We start from the raw sequence: 23,018 nt of genomic DNA, 5'->3' as shown, positions 1-23,018 counted from the left end.
TCCGTCGCTCACCTTACGGCGCGGTGACGGGCCGGGCCAGGGTCCGGCATCCCAGCTGCGCCGACTAACATCCAGATATGACGGAAGAGCCGGATGCCCCCACAGCCGGTCCCCCGACCGATGCCGATCGCGCCCCCGCGAGCCTGGTGCGGCGGCCTGCTGCGGAGCCCACCGAGGCGCTCGCCGAGCGGCACGCGTACATCGACGCCGCGGCGGGCGTCTCCGGCCCGATGCTGCTGGGGGCGCTCGTGGGAGCCGGAGCGGATCTCGGCGGCGTCGAGGCCGTGACGGATGCGCTCCTTCCGGCCGCCGTGCGCCTGACCTCGCACTCCGTCCACCGCTCGGGTCAGCAGACGACCCTGGTCGCCCTGGAGTGCGCGGGCGCGGAGGCGGCACCTCGCACCTGGTCGGAAGCACGCTCCGTGCTCGCCGACGCCCAGCACCGGGCCGCGGCCCCTGCACGCACGCTCGAGCTCGCCCTGGAGGCCGTCTCGCTCCTGGCCGACGCCGAGGACCCCGCCGAGCACCAGGCAGAGGTGCTCGAGGAGCTCGCGAGCGTGATCGGGGCCTGCGAGGCCTGGCGCCGGCTCGGGATCGGCGAGGCCACGGTCAGCGAGATCGCCGTCGGCCCCGAACGTCTGCTCGCCCGCAGCGAGGACGGGACCACGGACGGTCCGGTCCACACGCACGCCTACCAGGACCCCTACGGAGTGCGGCACCTGCAGCACGTGGTCGCCGGGGACGGCGTCGGCCATTCGCACTCCCTGCAGGAGGCCGTGGCCTCGGGCCGTCCCGACCCCCGCACCGAGGCGAGGGAGCAGCTCTCCGCGCGCACCGGCATCGCCCTGGTGCGCACCCTCGCCCGCACGTCGGGGCCGTTGCCCCCGATCACCCTCGCGGCCGTGGGCGTGGGTGCAGGCCTCCAGGACACGCCCGAACGGGCGAACGTGGTGCGCGTGCTCCTGGGCACCTACCCCGCGGGCCCCCCGGACGACGGGCCCGGGGCAGCGCGGGGACACCGCGCTCTGCCATCCACCGACTAGGTCGTCAGCGCGGTGCCGGCCCGTCAGGATCCTCGACGGCATCGTCATCCTGCACGCCGTCGACCCTGCCGCCCTCCGCCGCGGCCTTCAGAAGGGACAGCTGCGTCGTCCACCTGTCCGCCGCCCGCGCGAGCGTCCGGGCGGTCTCGTCGACGCGGGCGGGCACGACGCGGTAGCTCTCGCCCGACGGTCCGTGATCGCTCCGGACGAGCCCGGCGCGACGCAGCACGGTGAGGTGCTTCGCCGTGCCCTGGCGGGTGATCGGCAGCGAGCGCGAGAGCTCGCTGACGCCGCAGGGCTGCGCCGCGAGACGATCCATGATCTGCAGGCGCACGGGATCGGCGAGCGCCTTCAGCACGTCGGTCCTCACCATGTCGGCGGGCTCAGGCACCGGCACGCTCCTGGCCGGCCCCCTCCAGGGCATCGCGCGCCACGCCCAGTTCGAGCTCCCAGCCCTCGACGTTGTCGTCGTACGTGCGCCGGTACTGCTCGGGCGTCATGGCGGCGAAGCCCGATTCGGTGACGGTGAGCACGACGGTGCCGGGCTCGTTCTCCTCGAGGACGAACTCGGTGCGCGTGCGCGCCCCCTCGCCGCCCTGCTCCCCGGCCAGCCACGTGAAGACCGCCCGATGCGGCGGCTCGAGCACGTCGATCCCCAGGGGGAACGCGCCGAGCGCCTCGTCGTGCACGACGCAGGTGTCACCGTCGTACTCGATCCGGTGCTGCACGAGCTCACCCTGGTTGATCCACCAGCCCGGTTCGGAGACCAGCTCCCACACCCGCTGGATCGGTGCGTGGATCTCGACGCTGCGTCGGATCGCGTCTCTCATGGCGTTCATGCAACCTTATGGTTGCCTCGTTGTCGTCGTCTGTCAACACCATCGCCGTATCCCGCCCCGCTGCCGCGGCCCGGATCCCGGCCGATCCCGTCGCGCCTGTCCCACCCCGCATCTACGATGCAGAGCACGTCGTCGGTACACGGCCGGCGCCGACGTCGAGGAGGACGTCATGCCCGCAGCACTCCATCCCTATCTGAACTTCCCCGGCACCTCGCGCGAGGCCTTCGAGTTCTACGGCGAGGCGCTCGGCACGACCCCGCAGTTCGCCACCTTCGGCGAGTTCCACGCCGTCCCCGAGGGCGATCCGAACGCCGACAAGATCATGCACGGTTCGCTCGAGGTCACCGACCTGATCAGGCTCTACGTCTCCGACGTCATCGAGGGCATGGGCCCCGACCACCGCGAGGGCAACAACGTGACACTCTCGCTCATGGGCGATGACGAGGCGGTGCTGCGCAGCGCCTACGAGAAGCTCTCGGTGGGCGGGACGATCGCGATGCCGCTCGAGAAGCAGATGTGGGGCGACGTCTACGGGTCCTTCACCGATCGCTTCGGGATCGTCTGGCAGGTGAACATCAGCGCGTCGCAGGGTGAGCAGGGCTGAGAGCAGCACGCCTGTTCCCCTGCGCACAGCGGAACTCCGGACCTCACCATCGGTATCGAGCGCGGTTAGCATCGTGCGAGGACCGCAGCTTCTCGGCCCCCGTGATCGTCGATCGCGGGGGCTGCAGCATGCCGCCGCCCGCTCGTCCCGTCCCGCTCAGCTCCCGAAGGATCCGCCACGCCCACCGTCGACCCTCATGATCCCCCGGATCCGACCACGGAGACTCCGACGACGGAGACGCCGATCGTCTCCGCACCGTCTTCCTCCGCGGCCCCGCGCACCCTCCGCTCGCGCGCTCGCGGTCTCTTCGCCGATACCCGGCCGCTGGAGAACCAGCACTTCCGGCGGCTGTGGCAGGCCAACATCATCACCGTCATCGGTGCGCAGATCACGATCATCACGGTGCCTGCGCAGATCTGGTCGCTCACGGGCAGCTCGCTGTATGTCGGTCTGACCGGACTGTTCGGCCTGGTGCCGCTGGTCGTCCTGGGCCTGTGGGGCGGGGCGATCGCCGATGCCTTCGACCGCCGCAAGATCCTCCTGGTCACGACGCTGGGCCTCATCCTCACCAGCGGCCTGTTCGCCCTGCAGGCCCTGCTGCACGTGCGCGACGTGTGGGTGATCCTGGGGATCTTCGCCGCCCAGCAGGCCTTCTTCGCGGTCAACCAGCCCGCGCGCACCGCGCTCATCCCCTCGATCGTCCCGCGCGCGCAGCTGCCCGCGGCGAACGCCCTGAACATGACCGTCGGCCAGTTCGGCGCCATCGCGGGTCCGCTCGTCGGCGGAGCGCTGCTGCCCTTCCTGGGCTTCTCGCTGCTCTACGTGATCGACACCGTGTGCCTGCTGGCCACCCTGTGGGCGGTGATCCGCCTGCCCGCGCTGCGGCCCGAGGGCGCGATCTCCCGACCGGACCTGCGCAGCGTCCTCGACGGTTTCGTCTACACCTGGAAGCACAAGATCCTGCTGGTCAGCTTCGCGGTTGACCTCATCGCGATGGTGTTCGGGATGCCCCGATCGCTGTACCCGCAGCTTGCGGACCAGAGCTTCGGCGGGCCCGCCCAGGGCGGCATGGAGTTCGCGGCGCTCTCGGTCGCGATGGCGGCCGGCGCCCTGCTGGGCGGGATCTTCTCGGGGTGGCTCGGCCGTGTGCACCGCGTGGGGCTCGCGGTGCTGGTCGCGGTCGGCGCCTGGGGCGTGGTGGTGATGGGCTTCGGCGGCGCCACCTGGGTGGCCGGCGGGAAGGCCATGCCCTGGCTCGCGATCGCGGTGGCCTTCATGGCCGCCGGCGGCGTGGCCGACATGATCTCGATGGTCTTCCGCCAGACCATGCTGCAGGGCGCCGCCTCGGATGCGGTCCGCGGCCGCCTGCAGGGAGTGTTCCTGGTGGTCGTCGCGGGGGGCCCGCGCTTCGCGGACGTCGTCCACGGCGCCACGGCCGACGCGCTCGGGGCCCCGCTCACCGTGGTGCTCGGCGGGGCCCTGGTGGTCATCGGCGTCGTCGCCTGCGGTGTGCTCGTCCCGCAGTTCACGCGGTACCGGGTGCCCAAGGGCTGGTGAACGCAGGCGCGAAGCCTTTAATCGACCGGCTGGACGACCTGCTCCCAGTGCTCGAGAAGGTGGGTGAGTGCTGCTCTCGCGGTGTCGAGCTCGTCGCCCGTGACATCGGGGGCAGTGAGCACGTGCATGTCCTGATCGCCGACGGCCACCACGAAGGGGAAGCGGTCGCTCGCCTCGTGCAGCGCCTCGTCGATCCGGTCGATGACCTGCGGTCGCGTGTGATCGTGGGAGGGGGTGTCGGTCACGGGTGACTCCTGTCGTCCGGTGTCGAGGTGGGGCGGGTCCTCGTCCCGAGCATCCCATGTGCCCGCCGATGGTGACCCATCTGCCCTTGCCGCCCCGCCCCTCCCGTGCGACGGTGAGATCGAACCCGAGGACAGGGTTCCCGGACGAGGGGCGCCGTACCCGGACAGCGACAAGACGGCCCTTGGGAGGCTGTCATGTCGTGGATCATCCTGGTCGTCTCGGGCGTGATGGAGGCCGTCTGGGCCACCGCGCTGGGCCGGTCCGAGGGGTTCAGCAAGCTCGGGCCGAGCCTCGTCTTCGTCGTCGGTCTGCTGCTGAGCATGGCCGGGCTCGCCTATGCGATGCGTGATCTGCCCACCGGCACCGCTTATGCGGTCTGGGTCGGGATCGGGGCCACGATCACCGTCGTCTACGCGATGCTCACGGGCGCCGAGGCCGTGTCCGTGCTGAAGGTGGTCTTCCTCGCGATGATCATCGGCGGCGTGGTCGGCCTGAAGGTTAGCGGCTGAGGCACCTTGGAGCGGGCGCACTCGTCGGCGCGGGGAACGCTCAGCCGGCCGCACCCTCCGCACCGGACGCCTCGAGCATGCGCACGAACTCGGCCAGGGCCGGGCGGCTCGCATCCTCGTGCACGACCGCGCCGATGGTCCGACGGGCCATGGGCGAGTCGATGCGCAGCTCCCGCACCTGGTCCCGGATCGTCGGCATCGGCGGCATCACGCTGACCCCGAGCCCCGCTTCGACGAGTCCGCGCACGGTGTAGTAGTCCTCCGCGCTCAGGCCCAGGCGGGGCGTGCGCCCCACCGAGGCGAACATGTCGGTGACCAGCTGGTGCACGTCGAACTCCGGGGTCAGCAGGATCAGCTCCTCGTCCGCGAGTCGGTGGAGCGGCACCGGTTCCTCCCTCACCAGGGGATGCCCCGTGCGCACCAGGGCCACGAGCGGCTCTCCGGAGATCTCGATGGTGGTGGTCCGGGGCATGCGCGGCGGGGAGGACAGCAGAGCGAGGTCGACCGCCCCGTCCTCGAGCAGCTGCAGGCCCCGTCGCCGCGAGCCCTGCGTGAGCTCGAAGCGCACGTCGGGGAAGGTGGCGCGGAAGCGCGAGATCAGCGAGGGCACGAGCCGCTGACCCAGCAGCGACTGGAAGGCCAGACGCAGGGTGTCGGGCCCGACCGATCCGTGGTGCTCGAGCTCCCCGAGGCCGGCGTCGAGCTGGCGCATGCTCTCCTGGGCATAGGGCAGGAAGCGTCGCCCGGCCTCCGTGAGCGCGATGCCCCGGCCTCGCCGCTCGAACAGCACCACGCCCAGGGCCTTCTGCAGGCGGGCCAGCGTGCGGGAGACCACGGACTGCTGTTCACCGAGCTCCGCCGCGGCGAGCCTGACCTGGCCCGTCTCGGCCACGGCGCAGAAGGTGGGCAGAGAGCGCAGCACGGTGCGGGTGTCCGTCCCATTCATAGCGCTCATGCTATTCCTCCGTTTACGCCATGACATTTGTGCGCATCCCCGGAGGCTCCTAGCGTTCCCAGCGATGACCCCAGGAGCCGCCCGCCCATGACCGATACCGCCTACCGGACCGCAGACCGCAGCGCGCCGTCCCCCACCCCGGACGCCGTGGACACCATGGCCCCTGCGAGCACCGTGAGCACCGTCGAACACGGGCCCGTGCCGTGGAACGGCCACGAGCGCGGGAGTCGTGAGTACCGGCGCATCCTCTTCGCGCTGCTGTGCGCGGGGATCGCCACCTTCGCCCAGCTCTACTCACCACAGGGGATCCTTCCCGGCCTCGCCCACGACCTGCACGTGGACCCCTCCCGCGCGAGCCTCGCCGTGTCCGCCGCGACCCTCGGCCTCGCCGTCTCGGTGCTGCCCTGGTCGCTCGTGGGCGACCGCTTCGGCCGCGTCGCGGCGATGCGCGCCTCGTTGATCGCGGCGACCGCGCTGGGCCTTCTGATGCCCTGGTCACCGAGCTTCGAGGTGCTGATGGTGATCCGCGTGCTGGAAGGGGTCGCCCTCGGGGGCATCCCGGCGATCGCCGTGGTGTACCTGGGTGAGGAGATCGTGCGCCATCACGCCGCCGTGGCCGCGGGCACCTATGTCGCGGGCACGACCATCGGAGGTCTGCTGGGCCGGCTGGTCTCCGGCCCTGTCGCCACTCTCACGGGGTGGCGGACCGGCACCTTCGCCGTCGCGCTGCTGGCGACGGTCACCGCCACCGTCTTCTTCCTGTGCACCCCGGCCCCGAGGGGGTTCACCCCGCGCCCGGTCTCCGTGACCCGCGTGCTGAAGGCCGTCGCCGCGCACCTTCGCAACCCGCGACTGCTCGTGCTCTACGCGCAGGGCTTCCTGCTGATGGGCGGCTTCGTCGCCGTCTACAACTACCTCGCCTTCCGCCTCGAGGCGCCGCCGTACCTGATGCCGTCGTCCCTGGCGAGCCTGCTGTTCCTGGCCTATCTCTCGGGGACCGTGTCCTCGCGGGTCGCGGGCGGGATCGTCCAGCGGCTGGGCAGGCGGCGCGTGCTGCTGGGGTCCGTCGCGGTGATGATCCTCGGCGTGCTGCTGACGCTGGATGCGCACCTGCCGGTGGTCATCGTCGGCATCGTGGTGATGACCATGGGGTTCTTCGGCGCCCATTCGATCGCCTCGGGGTGGTCGGGGGCCCGCGCCGAGCACGATCGTGCGCAGGCCGCCTCCCTGTACAACCTCTGGTACTACGTCGGCTCGAGCGTCTTCGGATACCTGGGCGGGCTCGTGTACGTGGCGCTCGGCTGGCCGGGTCTGGTCGCGATGGTGGTCGTGCTGGCGGCGGTGGCCGGAGGGTGGGCGCTGTTCGCCGCCCGCGACTGACGGCCGACGCCCCGGCCTCGAGCAGCACCGCCGGGGCCGACGGGTCACCCCTCGGTGCGCTCCTCGAGCCGCTCGTGCACGAATGCCGTGGCGGCGGCGAGGACCTGTTCGTCGATGCCGTGGCCGAGAGCCGGCGAGAGCTCCTCACGGAGCTCCACATGACTCTCCATCCACTCCCTGACCTGGGCGATCATCGCATCGTCGAACAGCGGGTCCTGCCCGCCGTGCCCCCACAGCGCGGGAAGACGACGTTCGGCGAGCGCGGTGTCCCCCGGCAGCTCTGCGGGGAACGGGGCGCCCGACAGCGCGACGACCCACTCGAACGCCTCCGGGTTCCGGCGCAGCAGCTGCAGGGCGAGCATCGCCCCCTGGGAGAAGCCGATCGCGCCGATCACCCGGCCCGGCAGGCGACGCTCGATCCAGTCCTCGACCGCGGCAGCGGATTCCTCGAGCAGACCCAGGTCCTCGGCCTGCAGCGGCGGCGGGGCGAGCCAGCCGAATCCGGGCCCGCAGGCGAGCACTCCCCGCAGGGACGCGTAGACGACGCCGCCCGGGAGCGCCGGGGTCAGACCGAGCAGGTCCTCCTCGTGGCTGCCCAGGCCGTGCAGGAGCAGCACCACCGGGTCCCCGGGGGCGGGATCGCGCGGGGCGTACCGCAGCGCCGACTCGTCGATCCGGGCGGTGTCACCACCGATGCGGTCGACAGGCGGGAACCCGTAGGGGTTCGGTCTGCTCATCGTGCTCTCCTCGATCTGGTCCTCTGCTCGTCCGCGCAGCCAGGGGCTGCCCTCCGGGCGCAGCACCGTGTCTGCTCCCCGGGTCACGGGGCCGACGGTACGCGGGGCACCTGCTCAGCCGCGTACACCGGTTCCCGGATGCTCCAGCACCGCCCGCAGGGGCGGGGCCATCGCGCGCACCACCTCGTCCCGGTCCATGCTCGCGATCGGTTCGATGCCCAGCACGCACCGCGTCGTGAACACCCCGGCCATGATGGCCGCGGCGGCTGCGCTGCGCGCGCGGGCGTCCCGTCCCCCGATCGCCTCCTCGAGTCGCCCGGCCAGACGCGAGCCGATGTACTCCCGCACGACCCGCTCGGCGTCGGCGTCGGCCAGTGCGGAGCGGACCATCCGCTGGAAGGTCTCGGCGACCTCGGGCCGGTCCCAGAGGTCGAGCGCCGTTCCCAGCAGGGCCGTGGCGAGATCCCTGGGTCGCCGTGCGAGGACCCGCTCGATGTCCTCTCCCGGCGCGACGCTCACCTCGAGCGCGGCTCGCAGAAGACCCTCCTTCGAGCCGAACCAGTAATTCACCATCGCGTGGTCGACGCCGGCCTCACGGGCGATCGAGCGCACCGTCGCGCGATCATAGCCGTGGTCCAGGAACTGTCGTCTGGCTGCGAGAACGATCCGCTCCCGCGTGTCCGACGGACCCCGCGGGCGACCCCGTCCAGAATTCACCATGCTGGCATCATGCCTCGCCCGGGCATCAGCATGTCGCCATGAGCACCTCGACACCTCCCACAGCCCCCGCCTCCCTGCGCACGGGGGTGTGCGTGGTGGGCGGTGGCCCCGCGGGCCTGATGACCGGATACCTGCTGGCCCGACAGGGCGTCGAGGTGACGGTGCTCGAGAAGCACCCGGATTTCCATCGTGACTTCCGCGGGGACACCATCCACCCCTCGACCCTCGAGCTGCTCGGGGAGCTCGGCCTTCTCGAGGAGTTCCTCGCCCTGCCCCATGACGAGATGCGCCGCGCGGAGGTCTCCTTCGGCGGCCGACGCCGCACGATCGCCGACCTCTCGCGCCTGCCCACCCGCTGCCGCTTCATGGTCTTCGTCCCCCAATGGGACTTCCTGGACTTCCTGGCCCGCGAGGCCGAGGCCCTGCCCACCTTCACCCTGCTGCGCGAGGCCGAGGTGACGGGCCTGATCACGGAGCTCGTGGGACCGGGCCAGGCCGGGCACCGCGTCACCGGCGTCCGGGCCCGCACGCCCCGGGGCGACCTCCGGATCACCTCGCGCCTGGTGATCGGGGCCGACGGCCGCTCCTCGCTGCTCCGCGCGGCGACGGGACTGCCGCTGCGCACCACGGGCGCCCCCATCGACGTGCTGTGGATGCGGATCGCGAAGCAGCCCGACGAGGACCTGCCTCTGTTCACCGGCGGCGCCGGCGTGCTCGTCCTCATCGATCGCGGCGAGTACTGGCAGGCCGCGTTCGTCGTCCCCCACGGCACCATCCACGCGATCCGCGAGCGCGGCATCGGGTTCCTGCACCGCCGACTGGCCCTCGCCCGCCCCGAGCTCGAGGAGCGAGTGCGCGCACTCGCCTGGGACGACGTCCACCCGCTCGAAGTGCGCGTGGATCACCTGCGACGTTGGCACGTGCCGGGGCTGCTGTGCATCGGGGACGCCGCGCACGCCATGTCGCCGGCGGGCGGGGTCGGCATCAACCTGGCGATCCAGGACGCCGTCGCGACGGCGCGGATCCTGGGGCCGGTGCTCGCGCCCTCGCCGTCGACCTGGCGGGCTCCGCGCACGCCCAGCTCGCGCGAGCTGGACGCCGTGCGACGCCGCCGGCTGTGGCCGGCGCTCGTCACCCAGCGGATCCAGGCGGGCGTGGTCGCGGGCGCCTTCCCCCGCACGCTCGACGAGGTGGCCACCGGAGAGCCCCTCGCGCTGCGCGTGGTGAGCGCGCTGCCGTTCATGCGGCATGTCGTGGGCCGGTTCATCGGCGTGGGTGTGCGTCCCGAGCACGCGACGAGGATCGTCGGTCGCAAGCCTTGACCTGCGCGGATGCGGGTGGAGGGCAGGTTGCCGACCGGCCGGGTGACGCAGCAGACAACGTGCACCCTATGCAAACGTGCACTCGGTGCATACTCTGGAGGACATCACCCGCCGACGGGTCCGTGACCTGCCGCGTCTCGCAGGAACACGGAGGATCCCGTCGGCCGCAGACCGTCGGAAGTGAGGTGCGATGTCCCAGCCACAGCTGAAGGACGGCGCCACGGCCCCGAAGAAGCCGGGGCTGCGCGAGCGCAAGCGCGAGGAGCTGCGCGCCCGCATCCAGGAGTCCGCGTTCGAGCTGATGCTCGAGCAGGGCTTCGCGGACGTGACCGTGGAGATGATCTGCGAGCACGCGGACGTCTCTCGCCGCACCTTCTTCAACTACTTCGGGTCCAAGGAGGCCGTGGTCATCGGGACCGACCCGGGCCCGATCCCCGAGCACCTGCAGGAGGCCTTCGTCCATGGTCCGCGCGGGAGCATCCTCGCGGACCTCGTGCGGATGCTGCTGGGAGCCATGGCGACCAGGCCGCGCGACGTGGATCCCCGGATCTGGCGCTCGCGTCTCGAGCTGATCCGCGGCGACATGGATCTCGCCAAGGCGCTCGCCGAGAAGGTCGCGGCGAAGAACCACGATCTCGAGCAGCTCGTCGCCCGGCGCATCCGCAGACGCTACGCGGCCTCGGGCACCCCTCCCGGTGCAGCCCCGGGCGATCGCGCTCCGGACGGCGACGAGCAGGAACCCGAAACCGCCGAGCCCGAGGTCGAGGCGCTCATCCGCCGCCAGACCGGATTCATCGTCGCCATGTGGTGGGGCATCGCCCGTCACGCCATGCAGATCACCGTCGAGAACCCCGACATCGAGGACACGGACCTCATGGAGGCCCTCCTCGACACCCTCACACTCATCCAGGAAGCAGAGCTATGACCGCCACTCAGACCGCTCCGTCGGCGGCGCCTCGCGAGGGCACCACCGCCGCGCAGGGCTCCGGTGCGTCCGGCACCCGACTCCTCCCGCTGTTCGCGGGCCTCCTCGTCGCGATGTTCCTCGCGGCGCTGGACCAGACCATCTTCTCCACCGCCCTGCCCACCATCGTGGGCGACCTCGACGGTGTCGACCAGATGCTGTGGGTGACCACGGCGTACCTGCTGGCCTCGACGATCATGATGCCGATCTACGGCAAACTCGGCGACCTGGTCGGTCGCAAGCCCCTGCTGCTGTTCGCCCTGTCCGTGTTCGTGGCCGGCTCGCTGGTCGGTGCCCTCGCGGGCAACATGGGCGTGCTGATCGCCGGCCGTGCCATCCAGGGCATCGGCGGCGGTGGCCTGATGCTGCTGGCGCAGGCCACCATCGCCGACGTCGTCCCCGCGCGCGAGCGCGGCAAGTACATGGGCGTCATGGGCGCCGTGTTCGGACTGTCCTCCGTGATCGGCCCGCTGCTGGGCGGCTGGTTCACCGAGTCGCTGAGCTGGCGCTGGGGCTTCTGGCTGAACATCCCGCTGGGGATCCTCGCGATCCTCGCCGCGACGTTCTTCCTGAAGCTGCCCAAGAAGCACCAGCGTGCCCGCGTGGACATCTTCGGCATCCTCACCATGGCCCCCGCCGTCAGCTCCCTGATCCTGGCGACCTCGTGGGGCGGCAACACCTACGCGTGGGACTCCTGGCAGGTCATCCTGCTGTTCGTCTCGACCGCCGTGTTCGGCGCCCTGTTCGTGCTCGCCGAGCGCTACGCCGCCGAGCCGATCATCCCGCTCCACCTGTTCCGCAAGCGCAACTTCGTGCTCACCACGATCGCCGCGCTCGTGATCGCGATCGCGATGTTCGGCGTCATCGGCTACATGCCCACCTACCTGCAGATGTCCACCGGCGTGAACGCGACCGAGTCCGGACTGATGCTGCTGCCGATGGTCGGCGGCCTGCTGATCACCTCGATCCTCTCGGGGCAGATCGTCTCGCGCACCGGCCAGTACAAGTGGGCGCCGATCCTCTCGATGGTGGTGACCGCGCTCGGCGTGTTCCTGCTGTCCACCATGGAGGTCGACACCGCGACCTGGGTGATCATGGCCTTCATGTTCGTGCTCGGCGCGGGCCTGGGCATCGGGATGCAGAACCTGGTCCTGATCGTGCAGAACACGTTCCCGTCCTCCGAGGTCGGGACCGCGACCGCCTCGAACAACTTCTTCCGCCAGATCGGCGCCTCCCTGGGCTCGGCGATCGTCGGCTCGGTGTTCACCAGCCGGCTGACGGACCTGCTGAGCGAGCGGATGCCCGCCCAGGCCGCCGGCCAGATGGGCGGCAGCGGGGACACCAACTCGCTGACCCCGGAGCTGGTGGACAAGCTGCCCCAGAAGATCCAAGACATCGTCGTGGGCGCCTACACCGACGCCCTCACCCCGATCTTCCTCTGGCTCGTCCCGCTGCTGGGCATCGCCTTCGTGATCGTCCTCTTCGTCAACCAGGTCCCGCTGGCGACCAGCATCGGCGCCTCCGGCCAGACCGAGGGCACCGCGGGTCAGGACGCCTCGGCGGCCGGCACGGCGACCGGTGCGACCGCCGGGCTCCTCGGGTCCCCCGTGGCCGCGCGCAGCTCCCGCGAGGAGGACCTACGACTGGGCCTCGTGCTCTCGCTGATCGTCCAGCGTGCCCGCACCTCCGAGGAGGACTCGGAGCTCACGGCGGCACTGGCCCGTCTGGCCGGGGACCGTCACGGCAGCACGGCCGATCGTGCCGAGCACACCGTGCGCACCCTGGTGGCGCCCGCCGCCCTCGCGCTGCTCGGCGGCGCCGGAGCGGATGCGGGAGCGCACCGCCACGGCCGCCATCGGGCGCCAGCCGCCCCGGGCTCCGACGCCGACGGGAGCGATGCCGACGGCACCGCCTCCTCCGACACGACGGCCCACCTCATGACCCCTCAGCTCGCTGCCCAGTCCTGAGCAGCATCGGAAAGGAAGAACCTGATGACTCGTCGACTGATCGGAGCGATCGCCTCGCTCCTCGCCATGATGGCCGGGCTCTGGCTCGTGCTCTCGCCCTTCGCCCTGGGCTTCCAGAAGAAGGACGCCGACTGGACCGACGCCACCCTGGCCGACGTCTGGACCGGTCTCCCCATCGCCCTCGTGGGCCTCGTGGGTGTGATCGTGTTCGCCGCTGCGATCAGCAAGCACATGGTCCAGTCCGGCTTCATCGCGCCGCGCCCGGCGCCCGCTCATGCCACCGAGGCGCAGCAGGCCCCGCAGGCCGCTGCCGCTCCCGCCGCCTCCGACCGCTCCCGCGAGATGGACGCGATGCTCGAGCCGCTGATCGCGGCCCTCGCCCGTGACATCGAGCGCGAGGACTCCGCCCCGGCCGCGTCCGCCGGCCGCGCTCCGGAGACCACCCACCACCGCGAGTACGGACGCAGCGCCGTGGGCACCGACACCGGCGCCCAGGCAGCCGTCGCCGCCGACCGCTGATCGCATTCGCATCCTGAAGGAGAACCTCCGATGACCCAGATCTCGCACACCGCCCCCGATCAGGGCGCCACGGCGGCGCAGACCGCGCAGTCCGCCGTCGCCTCGGTCCGCACCCCGGAGCCGCTCAACGTGCTCGACAAGGTCGGCATGGGCATCCTGGGGCTGCTCACCCTGAGCGGCCTGTGGATGATGCTCGCGCCGTTCCTGGTGGACACCCAGAAGCGCGGCGCCGAGTGGAGCGCCGGCACGACGAACGACTTCTTCGTGGGCCTCGTGCTCGCGGTGCTGTCGCTCGGCGCGCTGGTCACCGTGCTGGCCGGGGGTCTGACGGCGATCGCGCGTCGCGCCCGCGAGCGCGCCGCCTCGACGCAGGCCTGAGACCGCAGCACCAGAGCGAACTGCCCCGTGCCCCGCGCGATCCGCGTGGAGCACGGGGCAGTTCCGTGTCCGGACCCGGATGCGAGCGCCTGGTCGGCGCTGGGAGGGACGGAAGTGGTCGGTCGGCCCTCTGCTAGCGTCGCCGCACCGGCGCGGTCGCCTCGACCTGCGCCCGGCGATCCGAGAAGGGGCTCGCAGCACCATGCAGACCAGCGCCCAGAACACCCCGACGCCTCGTTCCGGCCCACAGCGCCAGGACCGCTCCCTGGACCTGCGTCTCGGTCATCACGAGCTCGTCCTGAGCAAGCGCTACGAGACCGCGAGCATCGCCAACGACGTGCTGATCGGGATCTGGTTCATCGTCGGCTCCATTTTCTTCTTCTTCGCCTCGACGATGACGGCCGGCACCGTGCTGTTCCTGATCGGCAGCATCCAGATGACGGTCCGCCCGGCGATCCGACTGGCCCGGCGCATCCATCTGCAGAACGTCGCCGGTCGTGCGGCACCGCACGCCATGGACTTCTGAGGGGACGGTCGCCCGACCTCGCTCGACGGTCAGTCCGTGGCGACACAGAAGGACGGGGCGCCCCGCCGCAGCGGAACACCCCGTCCTCTCACCTCGTGGAGCAGAAGCCCTCAGGACCCGGCGGGTCCGCTCGAGGGTGCGGTGCCGCCGCTCGCAGCGGTGCCGCCCCTTTCGGCGGCGCTGCCCGACGTGCCCTTGTTGTGCTCGAGCTTGTCGAGGGTGCGGGCGGCCGCATCCCGGCCGCCCAGGCCGAAGGCCAGCACGGCGGCCGCGGCGAGGCCGATGACCAGGGCGCCGAAGGCCATCTCGATGATCGAGTCGGCCACGCCCATGGACTTCAGGCCCATCGCGGCGAACAGGATGATGATCGCCCACTTGATGATGGTCGAGGCGGTGCCGGAGACCAGCTTGGAGACCACGGAGGCGATGAAGAACCCGGCCGCGATGATGACCGCTCCGAACAGGACGCTCCCACCCAGATCCAGGATCTGGCTGAGGATCGCGGTGATCTGCGGGAAGCCGAGCACCTGCGCCGCCATCACGGCGAAGAACAGCACCACGGCGATCTCGACGATGCGGAGGATGGTCGGGGTCGCCGAGGAATCACCGGGGATGACGTCGTTCTTCTGCAGCCAGGGGTCGATGCCGGTGCTCTCGAGGATCGGGCGGAACAGGCCGGTCACGAACCGGGCGATCAGCACGCCGATACCGACCAGGGCGACCGCCGCGATGATGTTCGGGATCGCCGTGAAGACGGTGGTGAGCATCTGTGCGGCCGGGTCGGAGATCGAGGCGATCCCGAGGATCTGCAGCGCGGCGATCGAGACCACGATCATGATCAGCGCGAAGACCACCGAGGCGAGGATCTCGGGGATGTTCGCTCCCCCGCCCTGTCCCGGATGGCCGACACCCTGCTGGGGGTGGCCCTGGGTCTGCTGAGGGTGCGGCTGCGTCGGACGCTGCTGCGGAGCGGTGTGCTGAGGTCCGGCCTGCTGAGATCCGGCCTGTTCGGGTGCCGTCTGCTGAGGTCCGGCCTGCTGGGGTGCCGTCTGCTGGGGCGCGGTCTGCGAACCCTGGGCCGAGCCGGGGTGCACCGGCGCGGTCTGCGTCGGGCCGGTCTGCCGGGCGGGTGCGGCGCCGGCTCCGGCGCGCTGCTGGTCGCCCATCACACCGCCGGTCGCCTTCTGGATGCCGGACTGGGCGGTGCCCAGGAGCTTCCCGAAGTCCACGGCGTTCAGCGCGGTGGTGATCAGCGCCCGGACGATCTTGGCGATCACCAGGCCGATCACGAACACGAAGACGGCGCCGATGATGTTCGGCAGGAACCCGAGGCCCTGCTCGAGCATCGAGGTCACCGGTGAGAGCACCTGGTTGAGCTGGAAGATCCCCAGCACGATCACCAGGCCCAGCAGCCAGATCACCATCGAGAGGATGGTGCCGACGGCGTTGCCGAGCGAGGCGCCGTCCTGACCGATCCGCCGCAGGGCGGGGACCTTCTGGGCGAGCTTCGAGGCCGCGCTCTTGAGGACGGTGGCGAGGATGGCGGTGATGACGAGGACGACGATGGCGGCCAGGATCTTCAATCCCAGTCCCGCCCAATCGACACTGGACAGTGAGTTCACGGGTACCTCCGTGGGTCACGGGAGCCGCCGAGCATCCGGGATGTCGAACCGCTCTCGGACGAGGAGGACTCCGCTGCCGGGGAATGCAGACGTGTGAGCACGCTAACAGTCGGCCCGGTGCAGTGACAGACCGCCAGCGGCTCAAGCTGCAGGTCGGCACGAAGGTCGCTCGTGGAGGCGGCACGAAAGGACCACGCAAGAAGGCCCCCGGGATCTCTCCCGGGGGCCTTCTCGTCTCGCGTGCGCGAGGGGGGACTCGAACCCCCACGCCCTTTCGAGCACACGGACCTGAACCGTGCGCGTCTACCAATTCCGCCACTCGCGCGCGACCTCGGCACCAGGAGTCGCAGCTCACTGAGACCGAAGTGTCCTCAGACTACTCGCAGAACGGCGGTCGCCCAAACCCGGTCCGGCGTGAGGTGCGCAACGCCACTACGGCAGGGAACGGGGTGCGACCAGGGCCGCCGTCCGGAGCCTCGACGCGCGTCCCCGCGGGCACGTGGAGTCGGCGTACGGCGGAACGACGGTCAGGCCCCGCCGCCCTTCTGCTGCTCCCTGACCAGCTCTGCCTCCGCGAAGGCGGCCTCGATGTCGGCCGGGTCCAGGCGGCGACGCACGACGGTGAAGTACAGCAGCGTCGCGATGGCGGCGGCGATCAGTCCGACGACGGCTGCGAGCGTCATCTCGGCGCGCACGAACACGGTCGCGAACACCGCGAGAAGGCCGATGATCCCGATCGTCGCGGAGGCGGTCCCGCCCGGCATCCGGAAGGTGGCCCCCTCGATGCCGCGGCGACGGAAGACCACGTAGGTGACGAGGATCAGCATCCACACCAGCAGCACGGCGAAGACCACGACGCTCATCAGGTAGCCGAAGGCGGCCACGCCGCTCATCTGGAGGACGGCCGCGGCGAGGATGCCCACGGAGCTCACGCCGATGGCGAGAGCGGGCACCTTCCGCTTGGTGACGCGGGCGAAGATCTTCGGGGCCAGACGGTCCTCCGCCAGCGAGTGCATGATGCGGCTGCCCGCGTAGAGGTTCGCGTTGGCGGCGCTGAGGGCTGCGATCAGCACCAGCAGATTGGTGATGCTGGCGGCGGCAGGAACGCCGATCGAGTCGAAGACCGTGACGAACGGGGACTTCTCGACCGCCTCGCCGGTCGCCGACGCGCTGCGCCAGGGCACCAGCGCCACCACGATCCCGATGCTGACCACGTAGAACAGGGCCAGTCGCACGATCGTCGTGCGGGCGGCGGTGCGAATGGAGCGGGCAGGGTCCTTGGCCTCGGCCGCGGTGATCGAGAGCAGCTCGATGCCGCCGAAGCTGAACATGACCACGCTGAGCGCGATCCATACCGCGGCCCAGCCGTTGGGGGCGAAGCCGCCGTCGGCCACCATCCGCGAGAAGCCCGGTGCGGGGTTCTCGCCCGTGCCCAGGAACACCAGGAACAGCCCGACGAGCATGAAGACGACCACGGCGATCACCTTGATGCCCGAGAGCACGAACTCGATCGCGCCGAAAGACCCCACGGTGGAGAGGTTGATCGCCAGGATGACGGCGGCGAACAGCAGGATCCCGACCCACACCGGGATCGCGGGGAACCAGTAGGCGAGGTAGAGAGCGCAGGCCACGAGCTCCGTCGCGGTCACGGCGACCGTCACCACCCAGTACAGCCAGCGGCTCAGGTACCCCCAATAGGGGGTCAGGTAGTGCGCGGCCAGGGTGCCGAAGCCGCCGCGCACGGGGTGACGGGAGGCCATCTCGCCCATCGCCAGGGCGATCGTCACCGCGATCAGAGCGCCCAGGGCGAAGGCGATGATCACCGCGGGGCCGGCGTAGCCGATGGCCTCGCCGGAGCCGAGGAAGAGACCGGTGCCCAGGGCTGATCCCATCGCGATCATCGCGATCTGGCCGTGGCCGAGCGAGCGGGCGAGCTGGGGGGCCGTCCCTGCGGTGTCGAGGGTCGCGCCCTCACCAGGATCGCGGGGAGGCGTCCCCTCGGGGGTGGAGGAGGTGTTCACCCCCGAGAGCGTAGTCGTGCGCGCGGTCCCCGTCGCGCAGCGTTCGCCGCGATTCGCCCACACCGGTGCCGTCGCACGACGACGCCCCGCCCCCGAGCGATCGGGGACGGGGCGTCGTGGTGTCGTCGCGAGCGGTGCCGCGACCCGGTGGTGTCAGTTCGACGCGCCCTTGGCGGCGACGGCCTGGACGACCAGGTTGGCGAAGACGTCCTCGTGCAGACGCACGGTCGCCTTGTACTCGCCCAGCGACTTGATCGGGGTGACGAACTCGACCGAGCGACGGTCGATGTCCCGATCGAAGGTGGACTTCACGGCCTCGGCGACCTCCTTGGAGGTCACGGCGCCGAAGAGTCGACCGTTGGCACCGGCGCGCTCGGAGACGACGACGGGCTTGGACTCCAGGATCGACTTCAGCGACTGCGCCTCGTCCAGGCTGGCGACCGCACGCTTGCTGCGTGCGGCGCGCATCTGGTCGAGCTGACGCTGTCCGCCGTCGGTCCACGGGGTGGCGAGGCTGCGCGGCAGCAGGTAGTTGCGCGCGTAACCGTCCTTGACCTCGACGACATCGCCGGCGGTGCCGAGACCGGTCACCTCGTTGGTGAGGATGAGCTTGGTGGTCATGTGCTTGCCTCCCTCGCTCAGCGGCCGGCGGTCGAGTAGGGCAGCAGGGCGATCTCGCGGGCGTTCTTCACGGCCTTCGCGATCTTGCGCTGCTCCTGGACGGACACGCCGGTGACCCGACGCGCGCGGATCTTGCCGCGGTCGGAGATGAACTTGCGCAGAAGCGCTGCGTCCTTGTAGTCGATCGTCTCGACGCCCGCGGTCTTCAGCGGGTTCTGCTTCTTCTTCGGCTTGCGAAGAACAGGCTTGGCCATCGTGGTGCTCCTTGTTCCTTGATGCGGAGCCCGGGTCTCCCCGGGATGGATGAATGATGTGCGTACGGAGCTGATGTGCTCCGCGGTGGTCGGGGACGCGGTCCGCCCGTCCGATCCTCGTGCTGCGCGGCTCCGGTCTCAGACCGGGTGCCGAACGAGCCCTGGATCAGAACGGCGGGTCGTCGTACCCGCCCTGGTTGCCGCCGGCCCACGGGTCCTGGTCGGCGCCGCCGCCCTGGTTCCCGCCGAAGCCCTGACCGCCCTGGCCGCCGCCGGAGAAGCCACCGCCCTGGTTGCCCTGGGGGCCGCCGAAGCCGCCGCCCTGGCCACCCTGGCCGCCGCGCTGACCGCCGCCGTTGAACCCTCCGCCGCCGCCGCGCTGGACCTTGTTGGCCTTCGCGGTGGCGTAGCGCAGGGACGGGCCGATCTCGTCGACGTCCAGCTCGATCGAGGTGCGGTTGTTGCCCTCACGGTCGGTGAAGGAGCGCTGCTTGAGGCGACCCTGCGCGACCACGCGGGTGCCCTTCTCGAGGGACTCCGCGGCGTTCTCCGCCGCGTCGCGCCACAGCGAGCAGCGCAGGAACAGGGCCTCGCCGTCCTCCCACTGGTTCGACTGGCGGTTGAACGTGCGGGGGGTGGAGGCGATGGTGAAGGAGGCCACGGCGACGCCGGACTGCGTGAAGCGCAGCTCGGGATCGGCCGTCAGGTTCCCGACCACTGTGATGACGGTGTCATTGGCCATGTTCTGCTCCTGGTCTCCGTGTGCGGTCGTGCGGGGGCGGTGCGTGCGAGCCGATGGCGGCCGGACCTGTGGTCGCGGCGCGGATCAGCTCTCGCGGATCACTTCGCGTCGAGGCGCATGAGCTTCGTGCGCAGGACGGACTCGTTGAGTCCGAGCTGGCGGTCGAGCTCCTTGGCGGTCTCCGACTTCGCGGTGAAGGACAGGACGACGTACACGCCCTCGGTCTTCTTCTGGATCTCGTAGGCGAACTTCCGCTTGCCCCAGACGTCGACCTCGTCGATCGTGCCGCCTTCGGCAGGGATGACCTGCACGAGCTTCTCAAAAGTGGTGCCGACGGTCCGCTCGTCGATCGACGGGTCGAGGATGACGACCATCTCGTACTTGCGCATGTTCGAGTACCCACCTCCTGTGGTCTCAGCGGCCACGGGACTTCCGTGGCAGGAGGGTTCCATGCTGGCCGTGCCGCTCGGATCGCGGCACGGACCAGCCAAGACTACCCGTGGGACGGGACACCCGCCAGCGGTCCTCCGCTGCTGCGCGGGGGATCACAGCGTGCGTGGCGCGATCGCGGCGACCGGGCCGCCGCCCGGCTCAGGCGTCGCCGTCGGAGGCGCCGCCCGTGGTGTCCGTCGTCCCGGAGGTCGCGCCGCCCGCTTCCTTGTCCCCGTCCTTGGTCGGCTTGGGCTTCGAGCTCGGCTTGTCCTTGGTGGGCTTCGACGTGGGCTTGTCCGAGGTCGTCTTCGGGGGCTTCGAGCTCGGCTTGTCCTCGTCCTCGTCCTCCTCCGGCGGCTTGGAGGAGGGCTTCTCCGTCGTCTTGGACGAGGACTTGTCGTCGTCGGACTCGTCGTCGCTGGGCTCCTCGCTCGGCGACTTGCTGGGCTTCTCCGACTTCGACGTCGTCGTGGTCGGCGCCTTCGAGGTGGTGCTCGGAGCCTCCGTCGTGGGCGCCTTCGTGGTGGTGGAGGGCGCCTTGGTCGTGGGCGGCGGCGTGGTCGCGTTGCCGGCCTGGGACTTCTGGTTGTCCAGGATCACCGGGTCCTGGAACTGCTGGATCGGCTCGCCCTCGAGCGACTGGGACATGATGCGCCCCCAGATCGTCGCGGGCCAGGATCCACCGGTCATGCTGGTGACGCCACCGAAGGGCGTGAGGGCCTCCTCGGAGGTGTTGTCGGCGCTGGGCTGGAACATGCCCACCGCGGTCACCATCTGCGGGGTGAAGCCCACGAACCAGGCCGACTTGAAGTTCTCCGAGGTACCGGTCTTGCCGGCGACCGGACGCCCGTTCATGGCCTCCTTGACGCTCTTGGCGGATCCCGTCGAGGGCGGCCCCTGCAGGGCGACGGTCGCGTTGATCGCGACCTTCTTGTCGAGCACCCGCTTCGAGGAGTCCTCGTGCTCGTACTCGTCGGAGCCGTCGGAGTTCTGCACGGACTTCACGATGTAGGACTTGTGGTAGACGCCGTTGTCCGCGATCGTCGCGTAGGCCTCGGCCATCTCGCGCACGGTCGGGGACGCGGTGCCCAGCACGTTGGTGACGTCGCCGTCCAGACCCGGGGTGTCCTTGGGCAGGCCGAGCTTGATGGCCTCCTCCTGGGTCTTGTCCGCGCCCATGGCCACGTTCATGCCGGCGTAGGCGGTGTTGACCGAGTCGGTGGTCGCCTCCTTGAGGGTCACCGGCCCGTAGGAGGTGTGGCCGAAGTTGTTGACCTTCCAGCCGCCGAAGCTGCGCGGCGAGTCGCCGTCCCAGGTCGAGTTCAGTCCGTACCCGTTCTGGAGGCCGGCGACCAGTGCGAAGGTCTTGAAGATCGAGCCTGCCTGCATGCGGGACTGGGTGGCGTCGTTGATCGACTGCTCGACGAAGTCGGGGCCGCCGTACATCGCGGTGATCGCTCCGCTGCCGGGCTCGATCGACATGGTGCCCGTCCGGTTCTTCTTGGGACGGCCCTCGTCCTTCAGGCCCTTTATCGTGTCGACCGTGGCCTCTTGGTCCTTCTTGTCGATCGTCGAGACGATCTTGAAGCCCTTGGTGTTGATCTCCTGCTCGGAGTAGCCCTCGCGCTCGAGCTCGCTGTGGACCATCATCAGCAGGTACCCGTTGGTGCCCTTGAGGTAGTTCTGCTTCTTCTTCTTCTGGGTCTCCGGGAACTTGAGCTTGTCGGCCTGCGCCTCGGTGAGGGCCCCGGTCTGGGTGACCTCACGGGTGATCACCCGGTCCCACTTCTTGGCCGAGGCCTGCTCGTCGTTGGCGGGGTCGTAGGTCGAGGGCGCGGGGATCACGGCGACCAGCAGCGCGGCCTCGGACTCGTCGAGGTCCTTCGCGTCCTTGCCGAAGTAGGCCTGCGATGCCGCCTGGATGCCGTAGGCGTCACGCCCGAAGTAGATGGTGTTGAGGTAGCGGGAGAGGATCTCGTCCTTGCTGAGCTCCTGATCGGCCTTGAGCGCCATGATCATCTCCTTCACCTTGCCGGCGTAGGAGGTCGTGGTGCCCGTGTAGTACCGCTCCACGTATTGCTGGGTGATCGTGGAGGCACCCTGGCGCGAACCGCCGCTGAGGTTGTTCCAGAGGGCGCGCGCGATGCCCTTCGGGGACACGCCGCGGTTCTCGTAGAAGCTCGAGTCCTCGCTCGCGACCACCGCGTCCTTCACGGTCTGCGGCATCTCGTCGTTGGGGATGATCGTGCGGTTGACCTCGGAGAACTGCCCCATCTCGGTCTTGCCGTCGGAGAAGTAGACGCGAGAGGTCTGGGCGACGGCGACATCGTCGGCCTGGGGGACGGCGATGCTGTTGTAGAGCCAGATCCCGCCTCCCAGCCCCAGCAGGATCAGCAGGCCGAGGGTCCCGCCGAGCAGGCGGAAGGAGGGGAACCAGCGCATGGCGCCCTTCTTCCCGGCGCGCGGGTAGTTCAGGGCGGCGGCGAAGCCGTTGCGACGAGCCGGCTTCTTCGTGGCCCGGGTGCCGCGGCGGCCCGCACCTGCGGAGCTCGCGGACTTCGCGGGCCTGTTCGCGGCCCCTGCTCCGGCACCGGCGGCACCGGCCGCGCCGGCGCGACGGGCGGTCCGGCTGGTGCCCTTGGAGGACCCGGCGGTCTTCCCATCCGCGCTCGAGCGTGCGGTTCCGGCGGTCCTGCCGCTCCCTGCGGCGGCCGCGGAGCTCCGCCCGCCGTTGCCGCTGCTGCGACCGGTACGGCTGGAGTGCTTCTCGGAGGTACCGCCGGCGCCTGCACCTGAACCGGCGCCGCGTCCCTGGGCGCTGCGGCCCTGGCCGCTGCCGCTCCGGGAACCGCTCCCCGTGCTCCCGGGGAATGCCTTCCGCGTGGAGGAGTCGGATCCGGAGGCGCCCTGACGGCGCTTGCCGGCGTCGCTCTGTCCGGATCCGGACGAGGGACGCGAGGGTCCACGAGAATCGCTCACAGCTGCTCCTGACGGCTCGACTCCAGGGCATCCCGGAGGTCCGGTCAGACATCCGAGGGCGGGGCGCCGAGAACGCACGGC

Annotated in this window: 24 protein-coding genes, 1 tRNA gene and 1 riboswitch; of the genes, 11 read left to right on the top strand and 14 right to left on the bottom strand. The window is 70.6% G+C overall.

What is annotated here, in order from left to right:
* Positions 1-77: 77 nt before the first annotated feature.
* Positions 78-1,043 (top strand): nickel insertion protein, encoded by a 966-nt coding sequence (gene larC, locus DEO23_RS09165; RefSeq protein ID WP_109275729.1) that lies wholly within the window; start codon positions 78-80, stop codon positions 1,041-1,043.
* 4 nt (positions 1,044-1,047) lie between these two features.
* On the opposite strand, the gene DEO23_RS09160 is transcribed toward larC, so the two are convergent.
* Positions 1,048-1,434, bottom strand: a complete 387-nt coding sequence (locus DEO23_RS09160; protein WP_165831791.1) for an ArsR/SmtB family transcription factor — start codon at positions 1,432-1,434, stop codon at positions 1,048-1,050.
* On the bottom strand, positions 1,427-1,882 hold the full coding sequence (locus DEO23_RS09155) for an SRPBCC domain-containing protein (RefSeq protein WP_109275727.1): 456 nt from the start codon (positions 1,880-1,882) through the stop codon (positions 1,427-1,429). Before DEO23_RS09155 ends, DEO23_RS09160 begins: the two co-directional genes overlap by 8 nt.
* A gap of 169 nt (positions 1,883-2,051) precedes the next feature.
* Here DEO23_RS09155 and DEO23_RS09150 point away from each other — a divergent pair, with 169 nt between their 5' ends.
* Together DEO23_RS09150 and DEO23_RS09145 are read left to right on the top strand one after the other, a co-directional pair.
* Complete coding sequence (locus DEO23_RS09150; protein ID WP_109275726.1) at positions 2,052-2,486, top strand: VOC family protein; 435 nt, start codon at positions 2,052-2,054, stop codon at positions 2,484-2,486.
* Positions 2,487-2,729: 243 nt separating this feature from the next.
* Positions 2,730-4,043 (top strand): MFS transporter, encoded by a 1,314-nt coding sequence (locus DEO23_RS09145; RefSeq protein ID WP_109275725.1) that lies wholly within the window; start codon positions 2,730-2,732, stop codon positions 4,041-4,043.
* A gap of 17 nt (positions 4,044-4,060) precedes the next feature.
* Here DEO23_RS09145 and DEO23_RS09140 read toward each other — a convergent pair whose 3' ends face one another.
* Entirely contained in the window at positions 4,061-4,288 is a 228-nt protein-coding gene (locus DEO23_RS09140; protein WP_109275724.1) for a hypothetical protein, read from the bottom strand.
* 118 nt (positions 4,289-4,406) lie between these two features.
* A riboswitch (guanidine-III (ykkC-III) riboswitch) is annotated at positions 4,407-4,473 on the top strand.
* Between the two features lie 10 nt (positions 4,474-4,483).
* Here DEO23_RS09140 and DEO23_RS09135 point away from each other — a divergent pair.
* A complete protein-coding gene (locus tag DEO23_RS09135) occupies positions 4,484-4,798 on the top strand; it encodes a DMT family transporter (protein ID WP_109275723.1) in 315 nt (104 codons plus the stop codon).
* Between the two features lie 40 nt (positions 4,799-4,838).
* Here DEO23_RS09135 and DEO23_RS09130 read toward each other — a convergent pair whose 3' ends face one another.
* Positions 4,839-5,753 (bottom strand): LysR substrate-binding domain-containing protein, encoded by a 915-nt coding sequence (locus tag DEO23_RS09130; protein ID WP_165831790.1) that lies wholly within the window; start codon positions 5,751-5,753, stop codon positions 4,839-4,841.
* Positions 5,754-5,840: 87 nt separating this feature from the next.
* On the opposite strand from DEO23_RS09130, the gene DEO23_RS09125 reads away from it, so the two are divergent.
* Positions 5,841-7,133 (top strand): MFS transporter, encoded by a 1,293-nt coding sequence (locus tag DEO23_RS09125; RefSeq protein WP_240613328.1) that lies wholly within the window; start codon positions 5,841-5,843, stop codon positions 7,131-7,133.
* A 44-nt stretch (positions 7,134-7,177) separates the two neighbouring features.
* Here the strand turns inward: DEO23_RS09125 and DEO23_RS09120 are convergent, their stop codons facing one another.
* Complete coding sequence (locus tag DEO23_RS09120) at positions 7,178-7,957, bottom strand: alpha/beta hydrolase (protein ID WP_240613327.1); 780 nt, start codon at positions 7,955-7,957, stop codon at positions 7,178-7,180.
* Positions 7,958-7,984: 27 nt separating this feature from the next.
* Positions 7,985-8,590: a TetR/AcrR family transcriptional regulator gene (locus DEO23_RS09115; protein ID WP_109275721.1), complete on the bottom strand. Its 606-nt coding sequence runs from the start codon at positions 8,588-8,590 to the stop codon at positions 7,985-7,987.
* 38 nt (positions 8,591-8,628) lie between these two features.
* Between DEO23_RS09115 and DEO23_RS09110 the strand changes: the two genes are divergently transcribed.
* From DEO23_RS09110 to DEO23_RS09085, 6 genes are all read left to right on the top strand, one after another.
* The gene (locus DEO23_RS09110; protein WP_109275720.1) at positions 8,629-9,912 is read left to right on the top strand and encodes an FAD-dependent oxidoreductase; all 1,284 of its coding nucleotides are present in this window, start codon (positions 8,629-8,631) and stop codon (positions 9,910-9,912) included.
* 190 nt (positions 9,913-10,102) lie between these two features.
* A complete protein-coding gene (locus DEO23_RS09105) occupies positions 10,103-10,837 on the top strand; it encodes a TetR/AcrR family transcriptional regulator (RefSeq protein ID WP_109275719.1) in 735 nt (244 codons plus the stop codon).
* Positions 10,834-12,843, top strand: a complete 2,010-nt coding sequence (locus DEO23_RS09100) for an MDR family MFS transporter (RefSeq protein WP_205678920.1) — start codon at positions 10,834-10,836, stop codon at positions 12,841-12,843. The genes DEO23_RS09105 and DEO23_RS09100 overlap by 4 nt, the downstream gene beginning before the upstream one ends.
* 24 nt (positions 12,844-12,867) lie before the next feature.
* Entirely contained in the window at positions 12,868-13,362 is a 495-nt protein-coding gene (locus tag DEO23_RS09095) for a hypothetical protein (protein WP_109275718.1), read from the top strand.
* A gap of 30 nt (positions 13,363-13,392) precedes the next feature.
* Positions 13,393-13,740, top strand: coding sequence for a hypothetical protein (locus tag DEO23_RS09090; RefSeq protein WP_109275717.1), 348 nt, complete (start codon positions 13,393-13,395; stop codon positions 13,738-13,740).
* Positions 13,741-13,942: 202 nt separating this feature from the next.
* Positions 13,943-14,266, top strand: coding sequence for a YrhK family protein (locus DEO23_RS09085; protein ID WP_109275716.1), 324 nt, complete (start codon positions 13,943-13,945; stop codon positions 14,264-14,266).
* A gap of 110 nt (positions 14,267-14,376) precedes the next feature.
* Here DEO23_RS09085 and DEO23_RS09080 read toward each other — a convergent pair whose 3' ends face one another.
* From DEO23_RS09080 to DEO23_RS09045, 8 genes are all read right to left on the bottom strand, one after another.
* Complete coding sequence (locus DEO23_RS09080) at positions 14,377-15,888, bottom strand: mechanosensitive ion channel (RefSeq protein WP_133249858.1); 1,512 nt, start codon at positions 15,886-15,888, stop codon at positions 14,377-14,379.
* Positions 15,889-16,129: 241 nt separating this feature from the next.
* Positions 16,130-16,213 (bottom strand) — tRNA-Leu (locus tag DEO23_RS09075).
* 202 nt (positions 16,214-16,415) lie between these two features.
* The gene (locus tag DEO23_RS09070; RefSeq protein WP_240613326.1) at positions 16,416-17,909 is read right to left on the bottom strand and encodes an amino acid permease; all 1,494 of its coding nucleotides are present in this window, start codon (positions 17,907-17,909) and stop codon (positions 16,416-16,418) included.
* A gap of 153 nt (positions 17,910-18,062) precedes the next feature.
* Positions 18,063-18,530, bottom strand: a complete 468-nt coding sequence (gene rplI, locus DEO23_RS09065) for a 50S ribosomal protein L9 (protein ID WP_109275714.1) — start codon at positions 18,528-18,530, stop codon at positions 18,063-18,065.
* Between the two features lie 17 nt (positions 18,531-18,547).
* A complete protein-coding gene (gene rpsR, locus DEO23_RS09060; protein ID WP_109275713.1) occupies positions 18,548-18,784 on the bottom strand; it encodes a 30S ribosomal protein S18 in 237 nt (78 codons plus the stop codon).
* Positions 18,785-18,950: 166 nt separating this feature from the next.
* Positions 18,951-19,526, bottom strand: coding sequence for a single-stranded DNA-binding protein (locus DEO23_RS09055; protein ID WP_109275712.1), 576 nt, complete (start codon positions 19,524-19,526; stop codon positions 18,951-18,953).
* Between the two features lie 98 nt (positions 19,527-19,624).
* On the bottom strand, positions 19,625-19,915 hold the full coding sequence (gene rpsF, locus DEO23_RS09050) for a 30S ribosomal protein S6 (RefSeq protein WP_109275711.1): 291 nt from the start codon (positions 19,913-19,915) through the stop codon (positions 19,625-19,627).
* Positions 19,916-20,117: 202 nt separating this feature from the next.
* Positions 20,118-22,937: a transglycosylase domain-containing protein gene (locus tag DEO23_RS09045; protein WP_109275710.1), complete on the bottom strand. Its 2,820-nt coding sequence runs from the start codon at positions 22,935-22,937 to the stop codon at positions 20,118-20,120.
* Between the last annotated feature and the right edge of the window lie 81 nt (positions 22,938-23,018).

This window comes from Brachybacterium endophyticum (assembly GCF_003130585.1).
GTDB classification, from domain to species: domain Bacteria; phylum Actinomycetota; class Actinomycetes; order Actinomycetales; family Dermabacteraceae; genus Brachybacterium; species Brachybacterium endophyticum.
This window is presented reverse-complemented; position numbering and strand designations above follow the sequence as displayed.